26 protein-coding genes and 1 pseudogene are annotated in these 25,400 nt (G+C 61.2%); 20 read left to right on the top strand and 7 right to left on the bottom strand.

Annotated elements, in window-relative coordinates; genetic code table 11:
- Positions 1 to 24: 24 nt before the first annotated feature.
- Positions 25 to 894 carry a methylenetetrahydrofolate reductase gene (locus tag FE851_RS20370; protein WP_107125357.1) on the bottom strand — a complete coding sequence of 290 codons (870 nt, stop codon included), beginning with the start codon at positions 892 to 894 and terminating at the stop codon, positions 25 to 27.
- Positions 895 to 1,010: 116 nt separating this feature from the next.
- Here FE851_RS20370 and FE851_RS20365 point away from each other — a divergent pair, with 116 nt between their 5' ends.
- The 3 genes and pseudogenes from FE851_RS20365 (at position 1,011) to FE851_RS20355 (ending at position 3,323) form a co-directional block, all read left to right on the top strand.
- The gene (locus FE851_RS20365) at positions 1,011 to 1,745 is read left to right on the top strand and encodes an alpha/beta fold hydrolase (protein ID WP_145206527.1); all 735 of its coding nucleotides are present in this window, start codon (positions 1,011 to 1,013) and stop codon (positions 1,743 to 1,745) included.
- A 40-nt stretch (positions 1,746 to 1,785) separates the two neighbouring features.
- Positions 1,786 to 2,169: pseudogene (locus tag FE851_RS20360) on the top strand (aminomethyl transferase family protein); the annotation flags it as partial.
- Positions 2,163 to 3,323 (top strand): glycine cleavage T C-terminal barrel domain-containing protein, encoded by a 1,161-nt coding sequence (locus tag FE851_RS20355; RefSeq protein ID WP_261371107.1) that lies wholly within the window; start codon positions 2,163 to 2,165, stop codon positions 3,321 to 3,323. The pseudogene FE851_RS20360 and the gene FE851_RS20355, both read left to right, overlap by 7 nt.
- A 153-nt stretch (positions 3,324 to 3,476) precedes the next feature.
- On the opposite strand, the gene FE851_RS20350 is transcribed toward FE851_RS20355, so the two are convergent.
- Positions 3,477 to 4,358, bottom strand: coding sequence for a Rossmann-like and DUF2520 domain-containing protein (locus FE851_RS20350; RefSeq protein ID WP_145206526.1), 882 nt, complete (start codon positions 4,356 to 4,358; stop codon positions 3,477 to 3,479).
- A 3-nt stretch (positions 4,359 to 4,361) separates the two neighbouring features.
- A complete protein-coding gene (htpG, locus tag FE851_RS20345; RefSeq protein ID WP_145206525.1) occupies positions 4,362 to 6,248 on the bottom strand; it encodes a molecular chaperone HtpG in 1,887 nt (628 codons plus the stop codon).
- 357 nt (positions 6,249 to 6,605) lie between these two features.
- Here htpG and egtD point away from each other — a divergent pair, with 357 nt between their 5' ends.
- The 3 genes from egtD to FE851_RS20330 are packed head-to-tail and all read left to right on the top strand — an operon-like array spanning position 6,606 to position 10,122.
- Complete coding sequence (gene egtD / locus FE851_RS20340; RefSeq protein WP_145206524.1) at positions 6,606 to 7,604, top strand: L-histidine N(alpha)-methyltransferase; 999 nt, start codon at positions 6,606 to 6,608, stop codon at positions 7,602 to 7,604.
- Positions 7,604 to 8,845, top strand: coding sequence for an ergothioneine biosynthesis protein EgtB (gene egtB, locus FE851_RS20335; RefSeq protein ID WP_145206523.1), 1,242 nt, complete (start codon positions 7,604 to 7,606; stop codon positions 8,843 to 8,845). Before egtD ends, egtB begins: the two co-directional genes overlap by 1 nt.
- 32 nt (positions 8,846 to 8,877) lie before the next feature.
- A complete protein-coding gene (locus tag FE851_RS20330; RefSeq protein WP_145206636.1) occupies positions 8,878 to 10,122 on the top strand; it encodes an MFS transporter in 1,245 nt (414 codons plus the stop codon).
- Between the two features lie 49 nt (positions 10,123 to 10,171).
- Here the strand turns inward: FE851_RS20330 and FE851_RS20325 are convergent, their stop codons facing one another.
- From FE851_RS20325 to istA, 3 genes are all read right to left on the bottom strand, one after another.
- Positions 10,172 to 11,896, bottom strand: a complete 1,725-nt coding sequence (locus FE851_RS20325; protein ID WP_145206522.1) for a methyl-accepting chemotaxis protein — start codon at positions 11,894 to 11,896, stop codon at positions 10,172 to 10,174.
- A 297-nt stretch (positions 11,897 to 12,193) separates the two neighbouring features.
- Positions 12,194 to 12,952 (bottom strand): IS21-like element helper ATPase IstB, encoded by a 759-nt coding sequence (istB, locus tag FE851_RS20320; protein ID WP_137114004.1) that lies wholly within the window; start codon positions 12,950 to 12,952, stop codon positions 12,194 to 12,196.
- Positions 12,949 to 14,448 carry an IS21 family transposase gene (istA, locus tag FE851_RS20315; RefSeq protein ID WP_145206521.1) on the bottom strand — a complete coding sequence of 500 codons (1,500 nt, stop codon included), beginning with the start codon at positions 14,446 to 14,448 and terminating at the stop codon, positions 12,949 to 12,951. Before istA ends, istB begins: the two co-directional genes overlap by 4 nt.
- Positions 14,449 to 14,721: 273 nt before the next feature.
- Between istA and FE851_RS20310 the strand changes: the two genes are divergently transcribed.
- The 14 genes from FE851_RS20310 (at position 14,722) to FE851_RS20245 (ending at position 24,665) form a co-directional block, all read left to right on the top strand.
- Positions 14,722 to 15,264, top strand: coding sequence for a hypothetical protein (locus tag FE851_RS20310; RefSeq protein WP_145206520.1), 543 nt, complete (start codon positions 14,722 to 14,724; stop codon positions 15,262 to 15,264).
- An 89-nt stretch (positions 15,265 to 15,353) separates the two neighbouring features.
- Positions 15,354 to 16,238: a flagellar motor stator protein MotA gene (motA, locus tag FE851_RS20305; protein WP_145206518.1), complete on the top strand. Its 885-nt coding sequence runs from the start codon at positions 15,354 to 15,356 to the stop codon at positions 16,236 to 16,238.
- Positions 16,213 to 16,536, top strand: coding sequence for an STAS domain-containing protein (locus tag FE851_RS20300; RefSeq protein ID WP_261371106.1), 324 nt, complete (start codon positions 16,213 to 16,215; stop codon positions 16,534 to 16,536). The genes motA and FE851_RS20300 overlap by 26 nt, the downstream gene beginning before the upstream one ends.
- Positions 16,537 to 16,541: 5 nt before the next feature.
- Positions 16,542 to 16,907, top strand: a complete 366-nt coding sequence (locus FE851_RS20295) for a response regulator (protein WP_145206516.1) — start codon at positions 16,542 to 16,544, stop codon at positions 16,905 to 16,907.
- Positions 16,904 to 19,084, top strand: a complete 2,181-nt coding sequence (locus FE851_RS20290) for a chemotaxis protein CheA (RefSeq protein ID WP_145206514.1) — start codon at positions 16,904 to 16,906, stop codon at positions 19,082 to 19,084. Before FE851_RS20295 ends, FE851_RS20290 begins: the two co-directional genes overlap by 4 nt.
- Positions 19,081 to 19,569 (top strand): chemotaxis protein CheW, encoded by a 489-nt coding sequence (locus FE851_RS20285; RefSeq protein WP_145206512.1) that lies wholly within the window; start codon positions 19,081 to 19,083, stop codon positions 19,567 to 19,569. The genes FE851_RS20290 and FE851_RS20285 overlap by 4 nt, the downstream gene beginning before the upstream one ends.
- On the top strand, positions 19,566 to 20,438 hold the full coding sequence (locus tag FE851_RS20280; protein WP_261371105.1) for a CheR family methyltransferase: 873 nt from the start codon (positions 19,566 to 19,568) through the stop codon (positions 20,436 to 20,438). Before FE851_RS20285 ends, FE851_RS20280 begins: the two co-directional genes overlap by 4 nt.
- Positions 20,435 to 21,475, top strand: coding sequence for a chemotaxis response regulator protein-glutamate methylesterase (locus FE851_RS20275; protein WP_145206510.1), 1,041 nt, complete (start codon positions 20,435 to 20,437; stop codon positions 21,473 to 21,475). The genes FE851_RS20280 and FE851_RS20275 overlap by 4 nt, the downstream gene beginning before the upstream one ends.
- Before the next feature lies 1 nt (position 21,476).
- Positions 21,477 to 21,866: a response regulator gene (locus FE851_RS20270; RefSeq protein ID WP_186378942.1), complete on the top strand. Its 390-nt coding sequence runs from the start codon at positions 21,477 to 21,479 to the stop codon at positions 21,864 to 21,866.
- A 4-nt stretch (positions 21,867 to 21,870) separates the two neighbouring features.
- Positions 21,871 to 22,389 (top strand): chemotaxis protein CheD, encoded by a 519-nt coding sequence (locus FE851_RS20265; RefSeq protein ID WP_145206508.1) that lies wholly within the window; start codon positions 21,871 to 21,873, stop codon positions 22,387 to 22,389.
- Positions 22,390 to 22,408: 19 nt separating this feature from the next.
- The gene (locus FE851_RS20260; RefSeq protein WP_145206506.1) at positions 22,409 to 22,708 is read left to right on the top strand and encodes a hypothetical protein; all 300 of its coding nucleotides are present in this window, start codon (positions 22,409 to 22,411) and stop codon (positions 22,706 to 22,708) included.
- A complete protein-coding gene (locus FE851_RS20255) occupies positions 22,705 to 23,565 on the top strand; it encodes a flagellar motor protein MotB (RefSeq protein WP_145206504.1) in 861 nt (286 codons plus the stop codon). The genes FE851_RS20260 and FE851_RS20255 overlap by 4 nt, the downstream gene beginning before the upstream one ends.
- 9 nt (positions 23,566 to 23,574) lie before the next feature.
- Positions 23,575 to 24,021: a hypothetical protein gene (locus FE851_RS20250; RefSeq protein WP_145206502.1), complete on the top strand. Its 447-nt coding sequence runs from the start codon at positions 23,575 to 23,577 to the stop codon at positions 24,019 to 24,021.
- 11 nt (positions 24,022 to 24,032) lie between these two features.
- The gene (locus FE851_RS20245; protein WP_145206500.1) at positions 24,033 to 24,665 is read left to right on the top strand and encodes a PilZ domain-containing protein; all 633 of its coding nucleotides are present in this window, start codon (positions 24,033 to 24,035) and stop codon (positions 24,663 to 24,665) included.
- Here FE851_RS20245 and fliP read toward each other — a convergent pair whose 3' ends face one another.
- Positions 24,666 to 25,340, bottom strand: coding sequence for a flagellar type III secretion system pore protein FliP (gene fliP, locus FE851_RS20240; protein WP_261371139.1), 675 nt, complete (start codon positions 25,338 to 25,340; stop codon positions 24,666 to 24,668).
- Between the last annotated feature and the right edge of the window lie 60 nt (positions 25,341 to 25,400).

Raw genomic sequence — 25,400 nt, 5'->3', positions numbered from 1 at the left:
TTCTCCGCTCAAGTATTGCCGCCCTTAGCGGCTTTTTGTGTAATTATTAATCCATTCGACCGTCCGGGCGAGGCCGCCGAACGGATAGAAATGCAGCCGAACCTTGCCATGCTGGCTTCCCAGCCCTTTGCCAAGGGCGTCGACCAGCTTGTCTGGGCCCGCGGTGCCGATCAGCTTGGTGATCGAAATGCCATATTTGGTCAGCACCGAAGCCGAAGCCCCCACGCCGCACCGTGCGGCAAAGCGCATCAACGTCTTGATGCCGGCAGGCCCAGGAATACCTATGCGTACCGGCGCATCTATGCCCCGCCCGCGCAACTCTTCCAGCCAGGACAGCACTGGCGCTGCGTCGAAACTGAACTGGGTGACGATCAGTGGGGCCATGCCGCGCGCTTCGATTTCCGCGCATTTGGCGATCAATATGTCGAAACATTGGTCAGGCGTCATATTGGGATGGCCTTCAGGATGACCCCCGACGCCGATCGCCTTGATCCCGGCGCGCTCGAACGCACCGGTACGGATCAGCGACATGCTGTCTGAATAGGGACCGGCGGCTTCAGGCGGATCGCCAGCGATGATGAAGCAGCGGGTTACGCCTGCTTCGCGCACGACTGCCGCCAGATAGGCCTCGAAATCGTCGCCCGACTCCAGCCTGCGCGCGGAAAAATGTGGCATCGGTTCAAAGCCCAGAGCCCGCACCGTCCGTGCGGCCTCGATTCGCGCCTCCAGCGATTCGCCCGGCAGAAAGGTCACGGCGACCGGGGTTTCAGGGGCCATGGCAGGCGCTGCTTCGCGCAGAGCGTCAATGTCTTTCGCCGTGATTTCCAGCGAATAGCCATCGGTCATGCCCTTTGGCGGCAAATCCCAGTTTGGATGGATCGACGGCAGGCTCATGTCTCTCTCCCGGTAGCGTTCGATCAGGGGCGGCCCGCAAAACGGATGCGGCGTGCCTCTCCCCGGCGCATTTTTCCCCTAGCCTATCCGTAAACATTCGTATAGATGAAAACTTCATGGATACGAAATCATCCGATCAGGGCAGCAAAGCCGCACCCCTCATCATCCTTCCGGGGCTGATGTGCGATTCGCGCATGTTTGCTGAACTGCTGGCGGCTTTCCCTGACGCCCAGGTGATTGACGGTTTTTATGCCGGTTGCGACCGGATCGAGGCGATGGCAAATTATGTGCTTGCTCGTATGCCAGCGCGCGTCTCGCTACTTGGCCATTCCATGGGCGCGCGCATCGCATTGGAAGTCATGCGCAAGGCGCCTGACCGGGTCGAGCGATTGGCGCTGGTCGATACGGGCGTTCATGGCCCCAAGCCGGGCGAACGCGAAGCGCGCTATGCGCTGCGCGATCTTGGCCGAGAACAGGGCATGGCCGCGCTGGTCGCGAACTGGCTGCCGCCGATGATGGGCTTCGCTGGCCTTCGCAATGAACCCCTTATGGACAGCCTCTACGCCATGGCGGTCTCAGCTGGCCTTGCAACGTTCGAGGCGCAGATCGAGGCGTTGCTCAATCGTCCGTCAGTCGATGCGCTGTTGCCGACCATTGCGTGTCCGACTGTCGCCATGGTCGGTCGCCAGGACCAGTGGTCCCCGGTCGCCCAGCATGAAGCGATCGTGGCTGCCATCCCCGGCGCGCAACTGCGCATCGTCGAAGGTGCAGGCCATATGATGCCCGCCGAAGCGCCGCAGGTTTTCAACCAATTGGTCGGGGAGTGGCTCGCCATCGCCCCGACCCCATGATTTCCGTCACATTGCACATCATCCCAAAGGAGAGGTTTGAATGACCGACAAGTCCCTGCAACAACTGCTCGACGAAAAGGGCGACATCGTTGAATTCCTGCGCAACCAGCAGGTCGGCCCGAACGCCTATCCGGGCGTTCCGGGCGAATATAGCAACTGGCGCGATGAACAGCGCAGCTGGGCGGAAAGCTCGGTCCTGTTTAACCAGAGCTTCCACATGGTCGACCTGCTCGTCACCGGTCCCGGCGCGTTCGACATGCTGGCCTATCTCGCCCCCAACAGCTTCAAGGGCTTCGTGCCGAACCGCGCCAAGCAGTTCGCTCCCGTCACGCCCGAAGGCTATGTCATCGGCGACGTCATTCTCTTCTATCTCGAAGAAGAAAAGTTCGAGCTGGTCGGCCGCGCTCCCTCGATCGAATGGGTCGAATATCTGTCTCTTATACACATCTAGATGTGTATAAGAGACAGCCCGAAGGCTATGTCATCGGCGACGTCATTCTCTTCTATCTCGAAGAAGAAAAGGTCGAGCTGGTCGGCCGCGCTCCCTCGATCGAATGGGGCGAATATTGGGCCTCGACCGGCAAGTGGGGCGTAAAGGTCGAACGCGACGAGCGTACTGCTGCCCGCCCGCTCGACCAGCAGGGCTACCGTCGCAACTATCGCTTCCAGCTGCAGGGGCCAAACGCCATGCCCGTGCTGGAAAAGGCGATGGGCGAAACCCCGCCGGATCTCAAATTCTTCCACATGGCGCCGATCATGATCGCGGGCGTCGAAGTGCGCGCGCTGCGCCACGGCATGGCCGGTCAGCCAGGTTACGAGCTGTTTGGTCCCTGGAAGGATTATGACACCGTCCGCAATGCGCTGATCGAAGCAGGCAAGGATTACGGCCTCACCCTTTGCGGCGGCCGCACCTATTCCTCGAACACGCTGGAATCGGGCTGGATCCCGTCTCCGCTGCCCGCCACCTATACCGGTGAAGGCTCCAAGGCGTTCCGCGAATGGCTGCCCGCCAAATCCTATGAAGGCATGTGTTCGCTCGGCGGCAGCTTCGTGTCGGACAATATCGAGGATTATTATCTCAACCCGTGGGAGCTGGGCTATGGCATCATGGTCAAGTTCGACCATGACTTCGTCGGCCGCGAAGCGCTGGAAAAGATCAAGGACAAGCCCCATCGCCAGAAGGTGACGCTGGCGCTGGACAATGAAGATATTGTCCGCGTCATGAGCTCGATGCTCCAGACCGGCGACAAGGCCAAGTTCCTTGAATTCCCCAGCGCGGTCTACTGCATGCATCCCTATGACGCAGTGCTGAAGGACGGCAAGACCATCGGTCTGTCCACCTGGATCGGTTATACCATCAACGCAGGCCGCTTCCTGGCATTGGCGATGGTCGATGCCGAGTTCGCCGAACCGGGCACCGAAGTGACCCTGCTCTGGGGCGAACCCAATGGCGGCACCTCCAAGCCGACGGTCGAACCCCACGTCCAGACCGAAATCAAGGCGATCGTTTCCTCGGTCCCCTATTCGGAAGCAGCCCGCGACAATTATGCCGACGGCTGGCGCACCAAGAAGGCCTGATCACTCCTTGTGAGCGGGAGGAGCGGGGGATGCCGAAAGGCGTCCCCCGTTTCCATTTGGGGCAGATGTAGGTTGCGGCCAGAAGCGGCATTGCCGGTGATTTCCGCCAATTACCACTCGCTCAATAAGGTGGCGTATCCATCATCTGCGCTATCATTCATCCGCTTCCAGAAGCGAGCGACAGGCATCAGACCCGCTTGATCCCTCCGCCCTTTCCAGCGCGTCAAGCGTGGCGGAGGCCATGGCACGATATGGCGACAGGAGAGGGGGGCAGGCCTGTCGCAAGGCGACCAGATGCCCGCCGATCGTTGCTGCGTCGCCGCGCAGCAGCGGACCCGACAGGCCAGCCATGCCCTTTCCGAGCCCATTCGCCAGCGCGGCGCGGGCAAGCGGCGCCAGCAGCGCTGCGGGATCGTCAACGCCTGCCGCCGCCAAGGCTTCTGTGGCGCCGGCAATCAGAGTAACCAGATGGTTGGCGCCATGGCATAGCGCGGCATGGTAGAGCGGGCGGTGCGCTTCGCTGATTTCGACTGGCACGCCGCCCAGCAGCGCGACTATGGCCCGCGCCTTCGCGACAGACTGCGCCGTGCTGGCCGTCACGGCGAAACGCGCGCCGATCATCTGCTGCGCTTCGGCGATCGGATCGCCAGTGAAGGTCATGGCCGGATGGACAGCCGCAGTACCCAAGCCCTTGGCATCGAGCGGGGCCAGTATCCCTGCGCCACTGCGTCCGCTGACATGGAAGGCAAAGGCCGGTGCCGATCCGGCGACCGCTGCAAGTTGATGGATGCAAGGTTCTAGCGCATCGTCCGAAACAGCCAGAATGATCAGATCGCACCCATCACCTATATCGGCCAACTGCGTCACGGCACTGGCCCGGCCGATTGATGCGGCAAGAGCAGCCGAATTTGCCGGATTATGGCCCCAGATATGGAGTGGATCGCCAGACTGGCGGGCAAGCACCAGCCCGATTGCCGCAGCAACCCGGCCAGTGCCTATGATCCCGATCCGTCGATAAGGTGCCCGCGCGGCCATGGCCTAATCGACGGCGCGGCGCATGAGCCTGTCGAGCCGCTCAGCAAACGCCCGGACATCGCTCGGCTGCTCACCATCGGCGATCCGCGCCTGATCCAGCAGTAGATGGGCCAAATCGGCCTTCATCGCATTCGCATCATCGGTCGTCGCGAGCTTCTGGATCAACAGGTGGCCGGGATTGACTTCCAGCACAGGCAGGCTTGCCTGTGGCAGCTGCCCGGCATTGGCGAGCAGCTTCTCCAATTGTCGATCCATGCCGCTTTCCGACGCGACCAGGCAGACCGCGCTGCTTGTCAGCCGCTCCGACACGCGCACGTCGGATACGGATCCGGCGAGCGCCTCTTTGGCAAAGGCAATGAAGCTATCCAGCGCGCCCGCCTCTGCCTGAGGGGACGATGGGGCATCGTCGCTCAGGGGGATGAGGGTAAGATCGGCCCCGCCCTGGGTCACCGACTTGAACGGTTTGCCTTCAAAGTCGACACCAATCGAGGTCCAGAAATTGTCGACCTGATCAGGAAGCAGCAACACCTCTATGCCGCGGGCGCGGAAGCCTTCCAGCTGCGGGGATGTTGAGAGCCGATCCAGATCGCTGCCGGTGGCATAATAGATGGCCGTCTGGTTTTCCCGCAGATCCGCGACATAATCTTTGAGCGAACGCCAGTCATCACCAGACGTCGTGGTCTTGAAGCGGGCGAGACCAAGCAGCGTGTCGCGCCGCTCGAAATCCTCATAAAGGCCCTCCTTGAGAACCGGCCCGAAATTCTCCCATATACGCAGATATGCTTCGCTGTCGCTATCGGCCAGTTTCTGCAGCTCGTTCAACACGCGGCCCGTCACGCCCTTTTGAATGGCTGCCAAGACCGGGCTGTCCTGGATCATCTCGCGCGACATGTTGAGCGGCAGATCGGTTGAATCCACAAGCCCGCGTACGAAGCGAAGGTAGCGGGGCAATACAGGTGCTTCGTCCGTGATGAAGACCCGGCGCACATAGAGCTTGATATGCCCTTTGCGGTCGGGATCGAACAGGTCGAACGGCTTGGTCTGCGGAATGAACGTCAGGACCGAATATTCAAACCGTCCTTCGGCCCTATAGTGAATGGTATGTGCAGGTGAATCATATTGCCCGGCAACGCTGCGGTAGAAGTCGGCATAGTCGGCTTCGCTGATCTCCGAACGGGGCTTCAGCCACAATGCAGCGCCATCGGCGACAAGCGCGCCTTCGCTATCGGCCTTTTCGAACAGGGTGATAGGCACGGGCACATGGCCAGACTGCGCCTTGACGATCCGCTCTACGGTTGATCGCTCCGCATAAGATTTGGCATCATCGAGCAGATGGAGGACGACGCGGGTGCCGCGTTGCGGCGCATCGTCCAGGTCCACGGGGGCGATCGTATAGGTTCCCAGCCCGTCGGAACGCCAGCATGCCGCATCGTTGGCGCCTGCCCGGCGGGAAAAGACCTCCACCTCGCGTGCCACCATGAATGCTGAATAGAAACCAACGCCAAACTGGCCGATCAATTGCGAATCCGCCTTGCCTGCGTCCGCTGCCAGCCTGTCCATGAACGCTTTTGTTCCGGACCGCGCGATCGTCCCCAACGTCTCGCCCATGTCCGCTGCGGTCATGCCGATGCCATTATCCTCGATCGTCAACCGCCCCTGGTCAGCATCCAGCGTCAGGCTGATGCGCGGTTGCGGATCGTCCCCCAGCAGCGAAGGCGTGGCAATGGCTTCATAACGCAGCTTCTCACAGGCGTCGGCTGCGTTTGAAATCAATTCGCGCAAAAAGACGTCGCGGTCGGAATAGACCGAATGCACCATCATGTGCAGCAACTTTGACACGTCCGCCTCAAAGGCGTGGGTCTCAGGCCGCGATGCAGTCTCGGTGGTCACGATGTTACTCCCCTTATGTCACGATGCAGCGGGGAGATGGCGGTGACATGGGATTTTTGCAAGATTGGGGCCATCGTTCCGGCATCGTTGCTGCATTGTCCACGACATGGAAAGCGCGATGTCGCCATTGCAGCAACCGACAAATGGTCTGGAACAACTGGCCTGTCACATACCGGGGAACGCTATCGCGTGGCGATCGTTTTGCTATTTCGACTTCCCCGCGGGTCTTTGTAATCGAACCACAACAGGACAATGAGACTTCTCTGTTGCCAACGGCTTTCCTCGCTCGGTCCTTCCTGTTGGCTCAGATATGAATCACGCTTTATCCCCGGCCATTGAAGCTAACAGGAACTCTGCATGTACAATATGGCGCGCAATGCGATCGAAAATGATGAAACGCTGATCGATCTGGTCACCCCCGCGCCCGTCTCTGATACAGCCGAATTTCGACAGGCAGTGGTGGAGGGATTGTCCAGACCGGACCGGGCGATCCCGTGCAGGTTCCTCTATGACGCAGAGGGATCGGCAATTTTCGACCGTATTTGCGAACTGCCGGAATATTATCCGACGCGAACCGAGCGGCGGATATTGGAGACGCATGCAAAAGCGATCGCTGAAACGATCCGCGGTACCATACGCTTTATAGAATTGGGTGCAGGATCGGGCGGCAAGGCCGAAATCCTGCTTGATGCGATGGAGCAGGTGCGCGCCTATATCTGTATCGACATATCGCCTGTCCCGCTTGCGTCGGCGGCTGCCGCCGTGCGGACGCGCTATCCCGCTATCGAAGTCGACTCGGTTTGCGGCAATTATCTTGGAGAGCTTGATCTGCCGACGCGCGGGAATTTGCGCGACGTCTGCTTCTTCCCCGGATCGACCATCGGCAATTTCGACCGGGGTGATGCGCGCGCATTCCTGCGCCGATGGAGCCAGCGCCTGGGCCAGGATGGCCTGATGCTGATTGGCGTCGATCTGAAGAAGGACATCGCCCTGCTGGAGGATGCATATGACGATGCACAAGGGGTAACGGCGCAGTTCAGTCTCAACCTTCTGCATCGCGCCAATCGGGAATTGGCCGCCGATTTCGACACTGGCGCCTTTGTGCATCGCGCTCGTTATGTCAGCCAGCCTGGCCATATCGAAATTTCGCTGGTCAGTCGTCGCGATCAGACGGTCAGGCTTGATGGCCGGTCGTTCGATTTCGCGCGGGACGAGGCGATCCATGTCGAAAATTCGCACAAATATACAATCGGCGAATTTGCTTCTCTTGCCAAAGAAGCCGGGTTCGATAGCGTCGACGTATGGACGGACGAGGACGCCTTGTTCAGCGTTCACCTGCTGCGCGTGGCGGGCTGATGGGCGCTGCGCAGGATCGCTTCCATTCTGTCCGCAAACTGACCGGAGACCTGGCAAACACGCTTTCGGACGCGGATGCGACGATACAATCCATGCCCGATGCGTCGCCGGCCAAATGGCATCTGGCGCATACGACGTGGTTTTTCGAAACCTTCATCCTGCGCGACCATGTACCGGGCTATCGCCATTATCGTGCGGACTGGCCGTTTCTGTTCAACAGCTATTATGAAGCCGAAGGCGCGCGACTGGCGCGCGCGGCGCGTGGCATGTTGTCGCGCCCTTCGCTTGCCGACATTCTTGACTATCGCGCCGCGGTGGACGCGGCGATGGATCGTGCAATAGGGCAACTTTCGCCGCAAGTGCTGGCGCTGGTGGACCTGGGGTGTCAGCATGAACAGCAGCATCAGGAATTGTTGCTGACGGATATCCTTCACGCCTTCTCCCTCAACCCGCTGGAAGATGCGCTCTGGCCGCGCGAAAGTGGCGCGCCTCACGGGCATCCCGGCCCGCTCAATTGGTTGGACGGTAAAGAGGGGTTGGTCGAAATCGGCGCTGGCACGACCGGGGACCGGGAATTCGCGTTCGATTGTGAAGGACCGCGCCACACCGCGTTGTTGCATCCGCATCAGATTGCCGATCGACAGGTCACCAACGCGGACTGGCTCGCCTTCATGGCAGACGGGGGATATGATGATCCGCGTCTGTGGCTGTCCGATGGCTGGGCCTGGCGTCAGGCTAACGATATTCACGCCCCTCTCTATTGGGCGGAGGGTGAAAATGGCTGGACCAGTTTCACATTATCGGGCCGCAATCCCGTCGATCTGGCCGCTCCTGTCTGTCATGTCAGCTTTTATGAAGCGGATGCCTTTGCCACCTGGGCTGGAGCGAGGCTGCCGACCGAAGCCGAATGGGAAGCGGCGGCTGCGCAGCATGATCCAGATCGCGGCAATTTGCTGGATAGGGCCGGGGACATCCGCCCGCGTCCGGCGCAAGATGGCCCCTCTTTCTTCGGCGATGTTTGGGAATGGACCGGCAGTGCCTTTCGTCCCTATCCCGGATTTCGCGCTGCCGATGGCGCGATTGGCGAATATAATGGCAAGTTCATGAGCGGACAGTGCGTGTTGCGTGGCGGCAGTTGCGCGACACCCCGCGGCCATATGCGCGCAAGCTATCGCAACTTCTTCTATCCCCATCACCGTTGGCAATTCATGGGACTGCGGCTCGCCAGAGACATGGCGTGACTGCCGCCACCGAACCCAGTCCCCGCCGTTCCATGATAGCGGTTGCTCTGTCCACGGTGGTGGAATGGTATGATTTCACACTCTGTCTCTATTTTGCGCCGACCCTGGCGCGAGTGTTTTTCGGGGCTGGCGGCGAAAATCTGGGCAAAACGCTCGCGGGATTTGCGATCGCCTATCTGATGCGCCCGCTTGGAGCGATTGTCTTCGGTCAGTTCGGTGACAGACGGGGCCGTAAGCCTACCCTGCTTCTATCGATGACGCTGATGACGGTTTCCATGCTGGTATTGGCGCTGCTTCCGACCCACGCCCAGATCGGCGCCAGTGCGGGCTGGTTGCTGATCGTGATGCGCTGCCTCATGGGCTTTAGCGTGGGCGGCGAGTATCCAGCGGTCGTGACCTATTTGTTCGAGACAGCGCCCAAACACCGGCGCGGTCTTGTGACGTCCAGCGCGGCGGCGGCAAGCGAGATTGGCGGGCTGCTGTCTGTCGGGCTCTGCGCTTGGCTCACCAACGCGCTACCGCAGGAAAGCCTTGATAGCTGGGGCTGGCGCATACCATTCCTGTTCGGTGCCGCTCTGGCCGCCGGGATTTGGCTGGTCCGACAGATGATCCCCGAACCGCCTGCCTTCATATCGGATAGAGGTTTGAATGCCTCAAGCCGTTCGCCGATGGGCGACGCCTTGCTGAACCAGCGCCGGGGCATCGGTATCGGCTTTGCGATATCGGCGATCGGTTCGATCTCCTATTATGTCGGTATCACCTATGTTCCTTCCTTCGTCAGTCTGGTCCAATCGGCGGACGAAGCGGCGGCGCTGGAGCTATCGACCGTTGCGGCGCTCGTTGTCATCCTGGTCACGCCCTGTATCGGATGGTTGTCCGACAGCATCGGCCGCAGGCCAGTTCTGCTGGCTCTGTGCCTATCATGCGCCATACTGCCGGTGCCGATGTTTTCGCTCATTGCCCATGGTGACAGGACGCTTGCTCTGCTCGCCGTCATGCTGCTGGCCGCGCTAGCAGGCGGGGTGAGCGCCGTGGGCGCGGTCGCAACGGCCGAGCAATTTCCCGCGCGCGTCCGCCTCAGCGGTTTGGCGCTGGGTGCAACCACCGCGACGGCTGTGTTCGGCGGTGCCGCCCCCTATGCGGCATATCTGCTTCAGAACTGGTCAAATTCGCCTGCAACACCGGGCGTGATGATCGGCGCGGTCGCCGTCGTATCCGGGCTGATATTGGCCAGAACAATGCAGCACGCCGGACAAGCTGCGGCGGTGGCCAGATAGGTGCCGCGTCACGCGCAAGGAGCCTTTCGCTTCGTACGGAATGACCCCGTTATCGACTGGCCGATGTCTCGAATTCGCGGACGAGATTTCGCAGTCGTCCCGCTTCCAACTGCAACATGCGGGCGGCGGCATTACACTGTTCCCCCATCGCTGCATTTTGTTGCGTAGCCTGATCCAGGCCACCCATGGCGTGGGTGACCTGCCCTAGCCCGGCTGCTTGTTCCTGGGCCGAACTGGCGATCTTGTCGACAAAGCCGGTAATGGCTTTGACATGATGTTCTATCACGCCCATCGCTTCGCCGGTCGACCGGACTAGGTCGGCGCCTTGCTTTACTTCATTAGCGCTCTTGTCGATCAGCGTCCGAATATCGTTTGCAGCCACAGCCGATTGCTGCGCGAGTTGTCTGACTTCGTCTGCCACGACGGCAAAGCTGTGCCCTGCCTCGCCCGCGCGCGCCGCCTCGACGCTGGCATTCAGCGCCAGCAGGCTGGTCTTGAAGCTCAGATCATCAATGACATTGGTGATGTTGGCTATATCGCTCGCACTCGTTTCAATTCTGCCCATCGCGGTGATGGCCTCATCGACAACGACCGTGCCTTCACGCGCGCGATTTTCCACATCACGGACCGACGTGGCCGCTGCGGTGGCGGCAGCCGACGTTTCGCGAACCTGCCGATTGAGGTCATGGATCGCGGCAGTCGTCTCCTCAAGCTGAGAGGCTTGTATTTCCGTTCGGGAGGAGAGATCCTGGGTCGCGGCGGTAATTTCGTCTGACCCTGAATATAGGCTTTCCACAGCCGCGTCGACCTGATGGATCGCTCGTTCCATGGATTGCGCAGCCTGGTTGAAATCGTCGCGCAAAGCGACAAATCCCTGAGGACAATCGTCGTCGATGCGATGGTCGAGCTTGCGTTCGCGCAGACGCGATAGTCCTTGCCCCAAAACCGCTACCAAAGACCGCTGGACCGCGATTTCCTTTTCAGCCTGGGCATGCGCCCGCTGATCGACAAACCTGACAATTCCATCGAGGGCGCGGCTAAGCGATCCCAGTTCATCCTTGCGCGCGATAAAACCGGCTTCGTTCATCCGCTGGCCAACGGCCATGGCTTCCATCCGGTTAGTCACTTCGCCAAGGGGTTTCAGGATACGGATGCGGACCGTAAGTGCAAAGAGCACCACCAGGATAATCGTGATCACAGCAAGCGATGCCAGAATTGTCTGGCCAAGCGCAATGCGCTCGCTCGCGCGAGCCTCCAGCGCCAAACGCTGGTCCATCGCGAGCTTGACGGCTTGGTCGACAGCATCGCGATGGGCCAGATAGGCGGATGTCAGCCGGGCATAGCTCCGGTTCATCGACGCCTGGTCGGCCTGCCGAACTGCGGGCAGGAAATGCGTGTATAATTCCTGCCAGAAGCGGACGGCAGGCCGATGCGTGCCTTCAACGATCGCCTGCTTGAGCGGTGCGTACATCTCCTGCGATCGCCAATAGTCATGCCGTGCGTCATATTCCGACTTTAGCTTGGCGATCCTGCGAGCGTGAACAGCGTAGCCGGTGGGATCATTCTTTAGAATATTGGCTTCAAGATAAGGTTCGATAATATATTCGGGAGGCGGCAGAATATCGGCGACGAGATCGGAGGATTGCTGCAATTCCAACTGGATGGGGCCACCCACCTTGATTTCGGCGATGCGCGAATATCCTTGCAGACATGCTACCAGAAGGAAGCCCAGAATGAGGATAGTTACCAGGGCTACTGTCTGTCGGATGGTCATGTCGCACGTTCCAGGGAATTAAAGGCCTTTCCCTATTGTACGTTAACAATCGCCTGTCGGGCGCTAAGTGTCATATTTTTTCGCACAGGCCGGTTTGTCATCGCATCGACGCGCAAATGAAGAGGGGCGCAAAACTGTCTGTTCGCTGGCTGGCGACCAAGCTGTCAACGGCGGAGCAAAATCCGGCCACACGGCGGCGTAAAAGTAGGCCACTTGGCGGCGCAAGCGGGGAACGTCGGGAGGGCGTAGCCCGACCAGAGTTTCCCGCTTGCGGCGTCGGCGATTTTGGTGAGGGTTTCAGCCTGCCTTTCGGGCGCGGCTTTGGGCGAGACGGTAGCTTTCGCCGTTCATCTCGAGGATGTTGACATGGTGGGTGATACGGTCGAGCAGCGCGCCGGTCAGGCGCTCGGACCCGAGTGTTTCCGTCCACTCGTCAAAGGGCAGATTGCTGGTGATCAGGGTCGCGCCGCGCTCGTAGCGTTGCGAGATCAGCTCGAACAGCAGTTCCGCGCCGGTCTTCGAGAGCGGCACGAAGCCCAACTCGTCGATGATGAGGAGCTTGTAGGCGGCCATCTGCTTCTGGAAGCGTAACAGCCGCCGCTCGTCGCGCGCCTCCATCATCTCGCTGACCAGTGCGGCGGCGGTCGTGAAGCCGACGGCCAGGCCCCTCTGGCAGGCGGCCAGGCCGAGCCCGAGGGCGACATGAGTCTTGCCCGTGCCGCTGGGACCGAGCGCGATGACATTCTCGCGCCGCTCGATCCATTCGCAACGCGCCAGTTCCAGCACCTGCATCTTGTTGAGCTTCGGGATGGCGGCAAAGTCGAAGCTGTCGAGACTTTTGACGACCGGGAACTTCGCCGCCTTGATGCGGCGTTCGACCTTGCGGCGGTCGCGCTCGATCATCTCCCGTTCGGCAAGCCGGGTCAGATAGCCGATATGATCGACGCCCTCGGCGGCGCATTGCCGGGCCAGCTTCTGGTACTCGCGCTGGAAGGTCGGCAGCTTCAAGGTTTTGAGATAGTGGGCAAGCAGGATCTCGGGGGCCTCGGTGCTCATGCCGCTTCCTCCCCCTCAACGTTACCGAGCAGGCGCATGTAGGCCTTGACCGAGGTCGTCTCGACATTCGCCCTCGGCAGGTATGGGTAGATCGACAGGTCCAGTCGCGGCGGCCGGCGCTCCACCTGGCACAGGACCAGATGCTTGACCGCATCGAAGCCGATCGCACCGAGATGCAGGGCCTGCTTCACCGCCGCATGCAGATCGGCGAGGTCGAAGCTTTCCAGCAGCCGCAGAACCTGCACGTACTCGCGCCGGCCGTGCTTGTTCATCCTCGCCTCCATCAGGCGGCGCAGCGTGGCGAACTCGCCGGACAAGTCCCAGCCCTGGAGAGGAGCAGCCTGATCCAGCGCGTTGATCTTCTGCTCGATCAGCGGCAGGTAATGCAGCGGATCGAAGACGACGTCTTCGCGTTCCCAGCACCGCGGATGGCGGGCGATGATCTCGCCGCGGCAGCCGATCACCACCGCGTCGACGTAGCCGCGAACCCAGACATCCTGATGCCCGTAGGCGACCGGGACCGAATAGTCGTTGGTCTTGTAGCGCACCAGCGACTGCGCCGTCACTTTGGCGCTGGCCTGGTCGCAGGCATCGAAGGGTGCCGCCGGCAATGGACGCATGGCGGCAAGATCCCGCTGCAGCCGTTCCCCGATCGTCTCGCTCTCGCCGCGCAGCCTGTCATGCTGACGCTTGCGGCATTGCTCTTCCAGCCAGGCGTTGAACGCATCCCATGTCGCAAACCGCGGGATCGGCACCATGAAGTTGCGCCGGGCATAACCGACCAGCCCCTCGACGTTCCCCTTGTCGTTGCCCTTTCCCGGACGGCCATAGCGATCCCGGATCAGGTAGTGGGACAGGAAGCCACTGAACAGTGCCGCACGCTTGCGTGTCCCGTCGGGCAGGATCTTCGCCACAAGGCAGCGGTCATTGTCGTAGACGATCGATTGCGGCACCGCGCCGAAGAAGGCGAACGCATGGATGTGGCCATCCACCCAGGCCTCGGCCACCGCCGCCGGATAGGCTCGCACATAGCAGCCGTCGCTGTGCGGCAGGTCGAGCACGAAGAAGCGGGCCTTCTGCTCCACGCCGCCGATCACCACCATCGCCTCGCCAAAGTCGGCCTGCGCATGGCCCGGCGGGTGCGACAGCGGCACGAACACTTCCTGTCGGCGCTGCTCGCGCTCGCGCATGTAATCCTTGATGATCGTGTAGCCGCCGGTGAACCCGCATTCGTCGCGAAGCCGGTCGAACACCCGCTTGGCCGTGTGCCGCTGCTTGCGCGGTACCTTCACGTCCTCATCAAGCCAGTGATCGATCGTTGAAACAAACGCATCCAGCTTCGGCCGGCGCACCGGAGCCTGCCGCCGGTAGCCGGGTGGGGTCGAATACGACAGCATCTTGCGAACACTGTCGCGCGATATGTTGAAATGCCTCGCCGCCTCGCGCTGGGTCATGCCGTTCCCACAGGCGACGCGGACCTCCCGATAAAGTTCCACGGTATAGATCTCCCGGCCCTCCCTGCACGCTGCAGACAGGACATAGGTGGACGACTTTTACGCCGCCCGAAGCGGGACTATCCCGCCGCTACCGTGGTAGGTTTTTGCACCGCCGCTCTCACCTTGACGGACATTGGCACTCAATCCTTTCTGCTTCCCGCATCATCAGCGAACGCCGACGACGCTATTGCTCTATAATAGGATGAAAGCAGGTCTGACGGGCGCCGTGGCGCAGCAGATGTCGGACCGCCTTCTTACAGAAGAGCCTGATCCATGACCGACATCATCAGCCTGCCCACATTGCATAGTCGTCTTCTGGCGGATTGCCTTGCTGATGTCGCGACCGGGGAGCTGGTGCGGATCGGTCCGGCGATGCCCGGCGCCGATAATCGTGCAAGACTGCCTTATTGGCGGCGTCGCGGATGTCTCACCTGGGTCGATGCGGCCCATGCGCCGCGGCTCATCAGTCTGCAACGGCCGACACATGGCTGGATCGTGGAACCGGGATTGCACGCCAAGGTACGGGTCGACATCGGGACTGCCATATTGGATCATTGTGCGCGGCACGCCATTCCCGCACTTATCTGTATGCCACGGCTGTTCCATGATCCATCGGACGCAGAAGGCGTGGCGTTTCTGGCCGCCATGAGCCGCGCGGCTGACCAATATGGCTGGCAGATCGCCAGCGCGCAGATTGTCGACAGTGCCGGTTTTGCGCTTTGCTATGCCACCCATGCCGTCTGGAGCGGCGCACTGCGCGCGCGCCTCCTGCGCTGGCAGCGCCTGGACCGCAGCGAAGCGCCCGTCCTCATCTAACCGCCGATTATGTGGGTGTCGCACCATATGCGGCAAAATATTCCTATAATCAAAATAACGAACACAACAGGGATTGTCAGGACCCATCCATGATTAACGGTGTCGGCTTCCTCATCATCTTGGGCTGCGTTTTTGGCAGCTACATCATGGCGGGTGGCAAGATGGAGGTCATCTTGCACGCCCTGCCGCACGAATTGATGGCCATTGGTGGGGCATCCATCGGTGCCTTCATCGTCGGCAATTCCATGCACACGGTGAAGATGGCCGGCAAGGGGCTGGGGCGGGCGTTCAAGGGCGGGCGCTGGAAAAAGGATGACTATAGCGATCTGCTGACCCTGCTCTTCCATGTCCTCACGACCTTCAAGAAGGGCGGCGCCACGGCGATCGAACCCCATCTCGACAGGCCGGAGGAAAGCAACATCTTCTCCCGCTTTCCCCGCATTCTGGCGGACCATCACCTGATCGAGTTCATCTGCGACTATCTGCGCATGATGACGGTCAATTTCGAAGACCCGCACCAGATGGCCGAAGCGCTGGAAAATGACATCGAACGCCATCACCATGAAGAACTGGAACCACAACATGCCTTGCAGGCCATGGCGGACGGCCTTCCGGCCATCGGCATCGTCGCGGCGGTTCTGGGTGTCATCAAGACGATGGGATCGATCGACCAGCCGGTGGAGATACTTGGCGGGATGATCGGCGGCGCGCTGGTCGGCACGTTCCTGGGCGTTCTGTTATCCTATTGCGTGGTCGGCCCGCTGGCAGCGAAATTGCTCGGCACGATCGACGGGGACTCCAAGCCCTTCACCATCGCCAAGACCGCCATCATCGCCTTCGCCCAGGGTCAGCCGACCCAGGTCGCTGTCGAAATCGCCCGGCGCATGACGCCGTCGGAAAGTCAGCCGACATTCCAGCAACTTGAATCTGCCCTTGAGGAGGCGAAAAATGCTCTCACCGCCCAGCCTGCCTGACATCGCCCCCGGTAGCGGCATGGTCATATTGCCTGCCAGCGCCATGACATTGTCCGCCGAAGACCTGCGCGTCCGCCTGGTCATGGCGGTGGACAGTGACGAAGATGTCGTGATCGACGCCAGGGAGACCGGCCTTGTCGGCCAGGCCGTCCTGCAGTTGCTGGTCGCCGCCAGTCGCGCTGCCCACGAAGCGGGCAAGGCATTTTCTATCATTCATTCCGACGCAGAGCTGTCTGGCCGCCTTGTTGCGCTGGGCCTTGCCGATGCGATCGAAATTCATGCCGAAGAAGAGGGTTGAAGACAGTGAGCAAGCTGATCCTTACCGTGGATGACTCTGCGAGCATGCGCATGCTGCTCAAGGCTACGTTGACCGCACAGGGCTTTCGCATCGAGGCTGCCAATGATGGCAACCACGGTCTGGAACGGATGCTGGAAGTCCAGCCCGACCTGCTGATTACCGACATCAACATGCCGGGCATGGACGGCTTCGGCCTGATCGAGGAGGTCCGCAAGCTGCCCCAGTTCCGCGGCACGCCCATCCTCGTCCTCTCGACCGAATTTGCCGAGGACAAGAAGACCCGTGCGCGTTCGGCCGGCGCGACCGGTTGGATCACCAAGCCGTTCGATGCCGAACGTCTCGCCAGCGCAATCCGCCGGGTGTGCCCATGAGCGACTTTGACGACATCCAGGCGATCTTCTTTGAAGAATGCGCTGAAGGGCTGGCAGTCGCCGAACAGGGACTGAGCGCCATGGTCGCGGGCGATTGTTCGCCCGATGTGGTAGCGGGCGTTTTCCGCGCGGTCCATTCCATCAAGGGCGGATCGGGTGCGTTCGGGCATGGCGCGTTGCTGGCCTTCTCGCACTGCTTTGAAAATGCGCTTGATGAAGTCCGTGCGGGGACTATCCCGGCCAACCGCCATGTCGCGCAGATCATGCTGTCGGCGCTGGACGTGCTGGCCGATCACGTTGCGGCGGCGCAGGGGCCGGCGCCCCAGCCCGACGATGCGGCCATGCTGCTGGCGCTGGAGGAACTGCTGCGCACGAAGGGTGCTGTGGAAACGCCGTCCGCGTCTCCACCGCCCCCCGCGCTTGACGACCCTGCCACGCCGGACGAAATTGCGGAGGAAGAGGCCGACGAACTGGGCTTTGTCCCGATCGGTGTCGATCTGGCGATGTTCGATGATTTTGAGAGCGAACAGCAGGAAGAACTGGAGCCGATAGCAGCGGCACCACATTGGAATGTGCGGTTCGCGCCGTCGCGTGAGGCCATGGCACATGGCGCTGAACCGATGCTGGTGGTCCGCGAGCTGGAACGCATGGGTGCGCATCTCAGCTTTGCCGAGGTCGACGCTCTGCCGCCGCTGCGCGAACTTGATCCAGAAAGCGCCTATGTCGTCTGGCATCTGACGCTTCCGGGCGACACGGAAGAATCGAGCATCCAGGAGTGTTTCGACTTTGTTCCGCCCGATTCGCTCGTCGATATCAGTCGTGCGCAGGGCGATCCGGAGGCGGCACACGCCCCAGATGGTCTGATCGAGCCGGTCAGCGCGCCGATTGCGGCAGACAGGACGGAGCAGAAGAGCGCCGACATCCTGTCGCTACCGGTGGCGGACACGGCGCGCGCGCCGGTCGTGGCTGGTCCCAACGACGGCGCGGGTCAGACGATCCGCATCGACGTGGCAAAGCTCGATATGCTGCTCAATCTGGTTGGCGAACTGGTGATCCGCAATTCGATCCTGTCGGACCGTCTGGCGCCGATCGATCAGCAGCGGGTCGAACTGCCACAGCTTGGCCGCCTGACCCGCGAAATCCAGGACAATGTGATGTCGCTGCGCGCGCAGCCGATCCGCCAGGCCTTTTCGCGCGTACCGCGAATGTTGCGCGAACTGTGCGCTGAAACGGGCAAGCAGGTCGCGCTGGAGATCGTCGGCGAGACGGTCGAGGTCGACAAGAGCGTGATCGAAAAGATCGGCGATCCGCTCACGCACATGATCCGCAACGCCATCGACCATGGCATAGAAACACCCTCGGAACGCCTGGCGCTTGGCAAAAGTGGCGAAGGCAGTCTGCGTGTTTCGGCCGAACAGAAGGGCGCGCGCATCTTCATCCAGGTGCGTGACGATGGGCGCGGCATTGATCGCGACCGGGTGCGGGCCAAGGCGATCGAGCGCGGCCTGATCGCCCCGGACGCGCAACTGACGGATGAGGAAGTCGATAACCTGATCTGTGCGCCCGGCTTTTCGACGGCGGAAACCATTTCCAACATTTCCGGTCGCGGTGTCGGCATGGACGTTGTCCGCAGCAATGTGGAAGCGCTGGGCGGAAGGATAGAGATCAGTTCGGAAAAGGGACACGGTACCAGCTTTACGATGGTGTTGCCGCTGACGCTGGCCATTTTGGACGGCATGATCATTCGCCTGGCCGGACAACGCTATGTCCTGCCCCTGTCGAGCGTCGTGGAATCCGTCCAGCCTGAACCGGGCCAGGTGCGTTCGGTCACGCCGACCCGCGAAGTCATCGAATTGCGGGGCGATTATGTGCCGATCAAGCGCCTGTCCGATCTGTTCGCCGTCGATCCGGCGATCTGCAAGGCGCCAGAAGACTCGCTGGTCATCATCGTCGAAAGCGACAGCGCCGGGCTGGTAGGCCTGATGGTCGACACGATCGAGGATCGACGGGAAGTCGTGATCAAGAGTCTGGACCAGCATCTCTACCCGATCCGGGGTCTGGGTGGCGCGACCATCCTGGGTGACGGTTCGATCGCCCTGATCATGGACGTCGATGCGCTGGTGGCACCGTCTGCCGGCACTAACTCCAAATTCGCCGTGAAAGGAATGGCAGCATGAGCATCGTTGAAAGCAACTCGGAATATAAGATCGTGACTTTCACGCTGGGCAAGCAATTGTTCGGTATCGACATGACGTCGCTGATCGAAATTCGCGAATGGGAACAGCCCACGCCGTTGCCGGGCGTCCCATCCTATATCAAGGGCGTGACCAACCTGCGCGGTAACGTGGTGCCGGTCGTCGGCCTGGCCGAAAGGCTGGGGTGGGAGGCGAGCATATTACACGCCCGATCCTGCATTCTTGTTGTGAACATTGCAGGCAAGCAGGCCGGTTTCCTTGTCGACGAGGTGAACGACATTGTCTCGATTGCCCATGACGCCGTGCAGACGCCGCCGGAAATGGAGGGTGGCGAACAGAATATGCTGATCGGCCTGGTCCAGATCGATGTCCGCGGGACCGACAGCGAAGCAGGCCGGCAGGTCATGGTCTCGCTGCTCGATCTCGACGCCCTCAGCCTCACTCGCCATCTGGATATTGCTGCGTGAGCTTTCATTCGCCCATAACATCGGCACCCGGCCTGGGGATGGCGCCCGCGCTTACCCCCGCTGAATTCGCCGCGATTGCGGCGATCATGCAGGAACAGGCGCGGATTCACCTGTCCGAAACGAAAATGACCCTGGTCTATTCGCGCCTTGGTCGGCGACTGCGTGTGCGTGGGCTGCGGGATTTCACCGACTATATCAAGCTGGTCGGCTCCGATCCTGTCGAAATGAACACCATGGTCGAAGCCCTGACGACAAATCACACCCATTTCTTCCGAGAACCGCATCATTTTACGCATCTGGAAAAGGATGTTCTGCCGATCCTGAAGGACAAGGCCCGACAGGATGGGGTGCGGATCTGGTCGGCGGGATGTTCGACGGGCGAAGAAGTCCATACCATCGCCATGGTGCTGCTCGGTCTGGACCGAAATGCGGCGCGCTGGGCTTTGGGTGGCGACGTCAAGCTGCTGGCGACCGACATTTCCAGTGAGGTCGTCGCTGGTGCCGCATCGGGCCACTATGCGGCCAATCTGTTGGAACAGATTCCCGCAGCCTATGCCAAATTGTGGACGCAACCCGCAGCCGAGGGATTTGAAATCATTCCTGAAGTGCGTGCGATGGTGACCGCGCGTATTCTCAACCTGTTCGATCGCTGGCCGATGCGGCGTCGCTTTGACGTCATATTCTGCCGCAACGTCATGATTTATTTCGATAATGAGGCGAAGGCGGAGCTGGAACGGCGGCTGGTCGACCAGCTTGAGCCAGGCGGCTTTCTCTACATCGGTCACAGCGAAAGACTGACGGACCGGATGCGTAGCCAGATGCAGCCCTGTGGCCAGACCATCTACAGAAAGACGGGAGGTGCCGTATGAGAAGCAGACCCGTTCGCGTGCTGATAGTCGATGACAGTGCGTCGATGCGCGGCATCGTCCGTTCCCTGCTGTCGGCTGATCCAGACATAGAAGTGGTCGGGTGCGCGCCTGAACCGATGACGGCGCGGGCCATGATCAAGGATCTTGATCCTGATGTGCTGACCCTGGACGTCGAAATGCCGGGCATGGACGGCCTGTCCTTCCTGGAACGGATCATGCGGCTGCGGCCCATGCCGGTCGTGATGTTGTCGACGCTGACGGCGCGCGGAACCGACGTGACGATCGAAGCGCTGCGACTGGGCGCCGTCGATTGCATCGCCAAACCCCAGGGCGGGCCGACCGACATGGAGCGCGAAGCCGATGCGTTGCGTCGCACCGTCAAGGTGGCTGGCCGGTCCTCGCGCCCACGCAGGCCAGAAATATCGCGCCCGGCCCATATCGACCAGCCGCTGCGCGACGACATCGCCATCGCGATCGGATCGTCGACTGGGGGCGTGGAGGCGTTATTCTCGCTCTTGTCGTCCCTGCCCGCCAATTGCCCCCCGATCCTGGTCGTCCAGCATATGCCGGCCGCCTTCACTGCCGGTTTTGCGGATCGGCTGGATCGGCTCTGTCCGATGCGGGTGTGTGAGGCGGTCGAGGCCATGCCGGTCGAACCCGGAACGGTCTATATCGCACCGGGCGGACGCCATATGGAAATGGCCGGCAATAATGGCCGCGCGCGTATTCGCTTGCATGATGCCGACCCCGTGTCGGGTCATCGCCCGTCGGTGGACACGCTGTTCCGGTCGATGCGGCCGATGGCATCGAAAGCCGTGGGCGTCATCCTGACCGGCATGGGCAGCGATGGAGCACAAGGGCTTCTTGCGATGCGCCAGAATGGCGCGCGCACCCTGGGCCAGGATGAAGCGAGTTGCGTCGTCTATGGCATGCCGCGAGCGGCCTTTGAAATCGGCGCGGTCCAGCAGCAATTTTCGTTGAACGCCTTGCCCGGAGCGATCCTCAAGGCGTGCCAGTCTATCGTTCGGGAGCATTGACATGCCTGCGGCATCCGCAATCAAGGTGATGGTGGTCGATGACCAGACAAGCATGCGCGCAATGATCCGGCGTACGCTGCAGGACATCGGCTTTCGCGACATTCGCGACAAGGCGAGCGCGGTCGAAGCATTCGATTCCGTGCGGCAGGATCGCGTCCACCTGATCATTTCCGATTATAACATGCCCGACATGGATGGATTGCAATTCCTCCAGGCCGTGCGGGGCGACGCGGTAATCGGCAAGACCGTGTTCATCATGCTGACGGGCTCGTCCGAAAAGGCGGTCGTTCAGCGTGCGGCTGAACTGGGGGTCAACAACTATGTCGTCAAACCCTTTGCGCCGGCTGCGCTCAAGGAAAAGATCGAACGCGTGTTCGGGGAGTTGAACTGAACCCATGCGTATCATATCCATCGTCCAGGGCGAACAGAGCGTCGTCACCGAACCGGATGTCATGATTTCCACCCTGCTGGGATCGTGCATTGCGGTGTGCCTGCACGATGGCATTGCGCGCATCGGTGGCATGAACCATTTCCTGCTGGGCGAGCCGGGCGCTGACCAGCAGGTTTCGCCGCAAGACATGCAACGCTACGGCATCCATTCCATGGAACTGCTGATCAACGGCATGATGCGCGCAGGCGCATCGCGCAGCCGTTTGCGGGCGCATATTTACGGTGGGGCGACGATCATCGCCGGTCTTGGCGATATCGGCGCGAAAAATGCGGCCTTTGCCGATCGCTTCATGGCGACGGAAGGGATCGCGATCGGCCACCGCGATGTTTGCGGCACGCAGCCACTCAAGGTCGAATTCATTCCTTGGGACGGCAAGGTGCGCGCCAAAAGGGTCAAGGATGTGCCCCAGGCGCCCGCCCGTCCCGTTCTGCCCCCCCGCACCGGGGAAGTCGAACTCTTCTGAATCGAAGGATTCCGTCGCCATGATGACCAACGAAAATTATCGCCAGCAACTCTTCATCACAATGGCGCAGGAGATTGCGGATATTCGTCAACTGCTCCAGAATCTGGAAGAATTGCTCATGACCGACGAAGATGTCATCATGAAGCATTACAAGGATCTTCAGCAGTTCGACCTCATCATCCAGCATGTCGATGAAAGCGCCAAGCTGCTTGAACGGCTGGCCGACGGTACCTGCTCTGACGAAGCCATTGCAAGCGTTCGCCTGGGCCGGTTGCGCGGGCGTCTGCAATCCGCGGTCAGCGCGGCGATCCGGCCGTGAGCCAGAGTAACGACAAGCGCCCGATCGTCATCCGCAAGGTCAAGAAGATCGCGGGCGGCCACCATGGCGGCGCGTGGAAGGTCGCCTATGCCGACTTCGTGACCGCGATGATGGCGTTCTTCATGTTGCTGTGGCTGATTTCCAGCCCGGACAAGGAAAAGCTCAAAGGCCTGGCTGAATATTTTTCGCCTTCGCCGCCCAATGCGCCCCAGGCGATGGGCCAGACCAGCGGCGCCAGCCAGACCCCCGGCGCTGGCGGGCACACGCAGGCCATGAACGGTGATGGTCGCTCCGGTCAGGGCGTCCGCGCCATACAGTCAGCCAGCGCTGGTGTAGCGCGCGGTGGCAGCGCCGATATCCCCGATTCCTCGCTGCGCGTGCTGGCGCAGGAACTCAAACTCGTGTTTGATTCTGCCGCCGATCCCAGTGACGCAGCGCAGAATGTGCAGGTCGAGCAGAGCCGTGACGGGCTGCGCATCAATATTATGGATAATGACAAGCACAATATGTTCGTTGGCGGCGGCGCAACGCTCAATGCCTATGGGCGCGGTCTGTTGACCCAGGTCGCCGGAAAAATCATGACATCGCGTGCGCAGATCGCCATCGAGGGCCATACCGATTCCGTCGGCGGGAGCGGCGACGCCAACTGGCGCCTGTCGGGCGAGCGTGCGCTGGCGGCGCGATCCGCGCTGATCGGAGCGGGCTTGCCAAAGGACCGGATGGGGGAGGTCGTCGCCATGGCCGACACGCGGCCGGTCTATCCGGACCAGCCCGAAAGACCGGAAAACCGGCGTATCACGATTGTTCTGCTGGCAGATGCCTCGGCCATGCCGGGGGACGTCAGCTTCAACTATTAAAGGGTGGCCATGGGCAAGCTGAGCGCGCTTCTTCCAGTTTTCCTGCTCGTGGGTGGCGGTGCTGCCGGTGCGGCGGGCGGCTATGGTGCGCTGACCCTGTTGGGCCAGCCATCGGCCAAGGTCGAGCATGAGAAGCCTGCGGAGGCGACCCTGTTCGTTCCCGCTGGCTCCATCCTGGCACCGATCGTGGCGACGGACGGGCGCCTGTCGGGCTATGCCCGATTTGAGGTCCAGCTGGAGGTCACGCAAAGCGGCGAAGCCGATGTGACCGCCAAACTGCCCTTGTTCCTGCACGCCGTCAACATGCGGACCTACCGTTCGCCCATGGCCAGCGGGCCGGACAATCTGTTGCCCGATCTCAAGATTTTTCGCGCGATCCTGATGGAAGCGGCGGCTGAATCGCTTGGGAAGGATATAGTCCGCAATGCTGCGGTCACCGCCGCGTCACCGGCCTGACGGATAAACGTATGATGAATATGCTCCCTTCATCTTTTGAACGGCCATCGTCCCGACATGTGCGGGAACGGGCGCATCGCACCGTGTCGCTCTATCTGTTGGCGCGCCTTTGCGCCACCGGGACCAAGGACGGCCTTTGCCGCGTGCGCAACATGTCGGCGGCTGGTTTGATGCTGGAAAGCGAGCAGGCGCTTGCGCCGGAGCAGGTGGTGACGGTCGAATTTCGCAACGGAACGCGCGTGACCGGCCGGGTCGCCTGGACGCAGGGCAACAGGGCAGGGCTGCATTCCCACGAATGGATCGACGTCGCTGAGTTGCTGACGCAACTGTCGGACCATGCCGGGCGCAATGTCCTGGTCCAGCGCGCGCCACGCTTTGGCTGCGGGTGCAAGGCGCGCGTCAGGATGCAGGGGCGCAGCCGGACGGTCCCGGTCGGCAATATCTCCATCAATGGCTTGCAGATGGAAATTCCAGCGCAGCTTGGCGATATCGTCAACATCGATCTGCCCGGCCTGCCGGAACGAGCTGGCCGGATCCGCTGGTGCCATGACGGCCAATGCGGGGTGATGCTGATGGAGCCCTATTCCTTTATCGCGATGGCGCGCTGGCTGGCCAGCCAGGACCGCAGCATCCCTGGACAATGATCAACTCGCGCCGAAACTCTTGACGAGCGACCCGGCAACCAGCGCCCATCCATCGACCAGAACGAAGAAGATGATCTTCATCGGCAGCGATATGCTGGGCGGTGGCAGCATCATCATGCCCATCGCCATCAATACGGCGGCAACTGCCAGGTCGATGACCAGAAATGGCAGCAACAGCAGAAAGCCGATTTCAAAAGCGCGGCGCAGTTCCGAAATCATGAAGGCAGGGATCAGGACCGAGAGGGACGTCTGCGCGCGCGGCTCAGGCGGCCGTCGCGACAGATCGACAAACAGCTTCAGATCCTCATTGCGGACCTGACCCAGCATGAAGCGGCGGAGCGGCACGGCGGTCCGCTCGAACGCGACTTCCTCGGTGATCTTTCCCTCGGTATAGGGTTTTACCCCGTTGACCCAGGCCTGTTCAAACGTCGGCGCCATGACGAAGAAGGACAGGAACATGGCAAGGGACAGGATCACCGGATTGGGCGGTACGCCCTGCGCGCCCATGCCTGTACGCATCAGCGATAGCGCAACGACAATGCGGGTGAAGGACGTGACCGTCATCAGCAGGCCCGGTGCCAGGCTCAGCACCGTCATCATCAGGACCAGCTGAACGATCTTGCCGCTCATATTGCCCTCCTGCCCAAGGTCGATCGTCACGCCGGCCTTGGCCATTGCGACGCTGGGCGTCAGGAGGAGGAGCAGGAAGATGGCGCCTTTGAATAAATGATGAGG

This window comes from Sphingobium sp. B2 (assembly GCF_007693735.1).
GTDB classification, from domain to species: Bacteria; Pseudomonadota; Alphaproteobacteria; order Sphingomonadales; family Sphingomonadaceae; genus Sphingobium; species Sphingobium xenophagum.
This window is presented reverse-complemented; position numbering and strand designations above follow the sequence as displayed.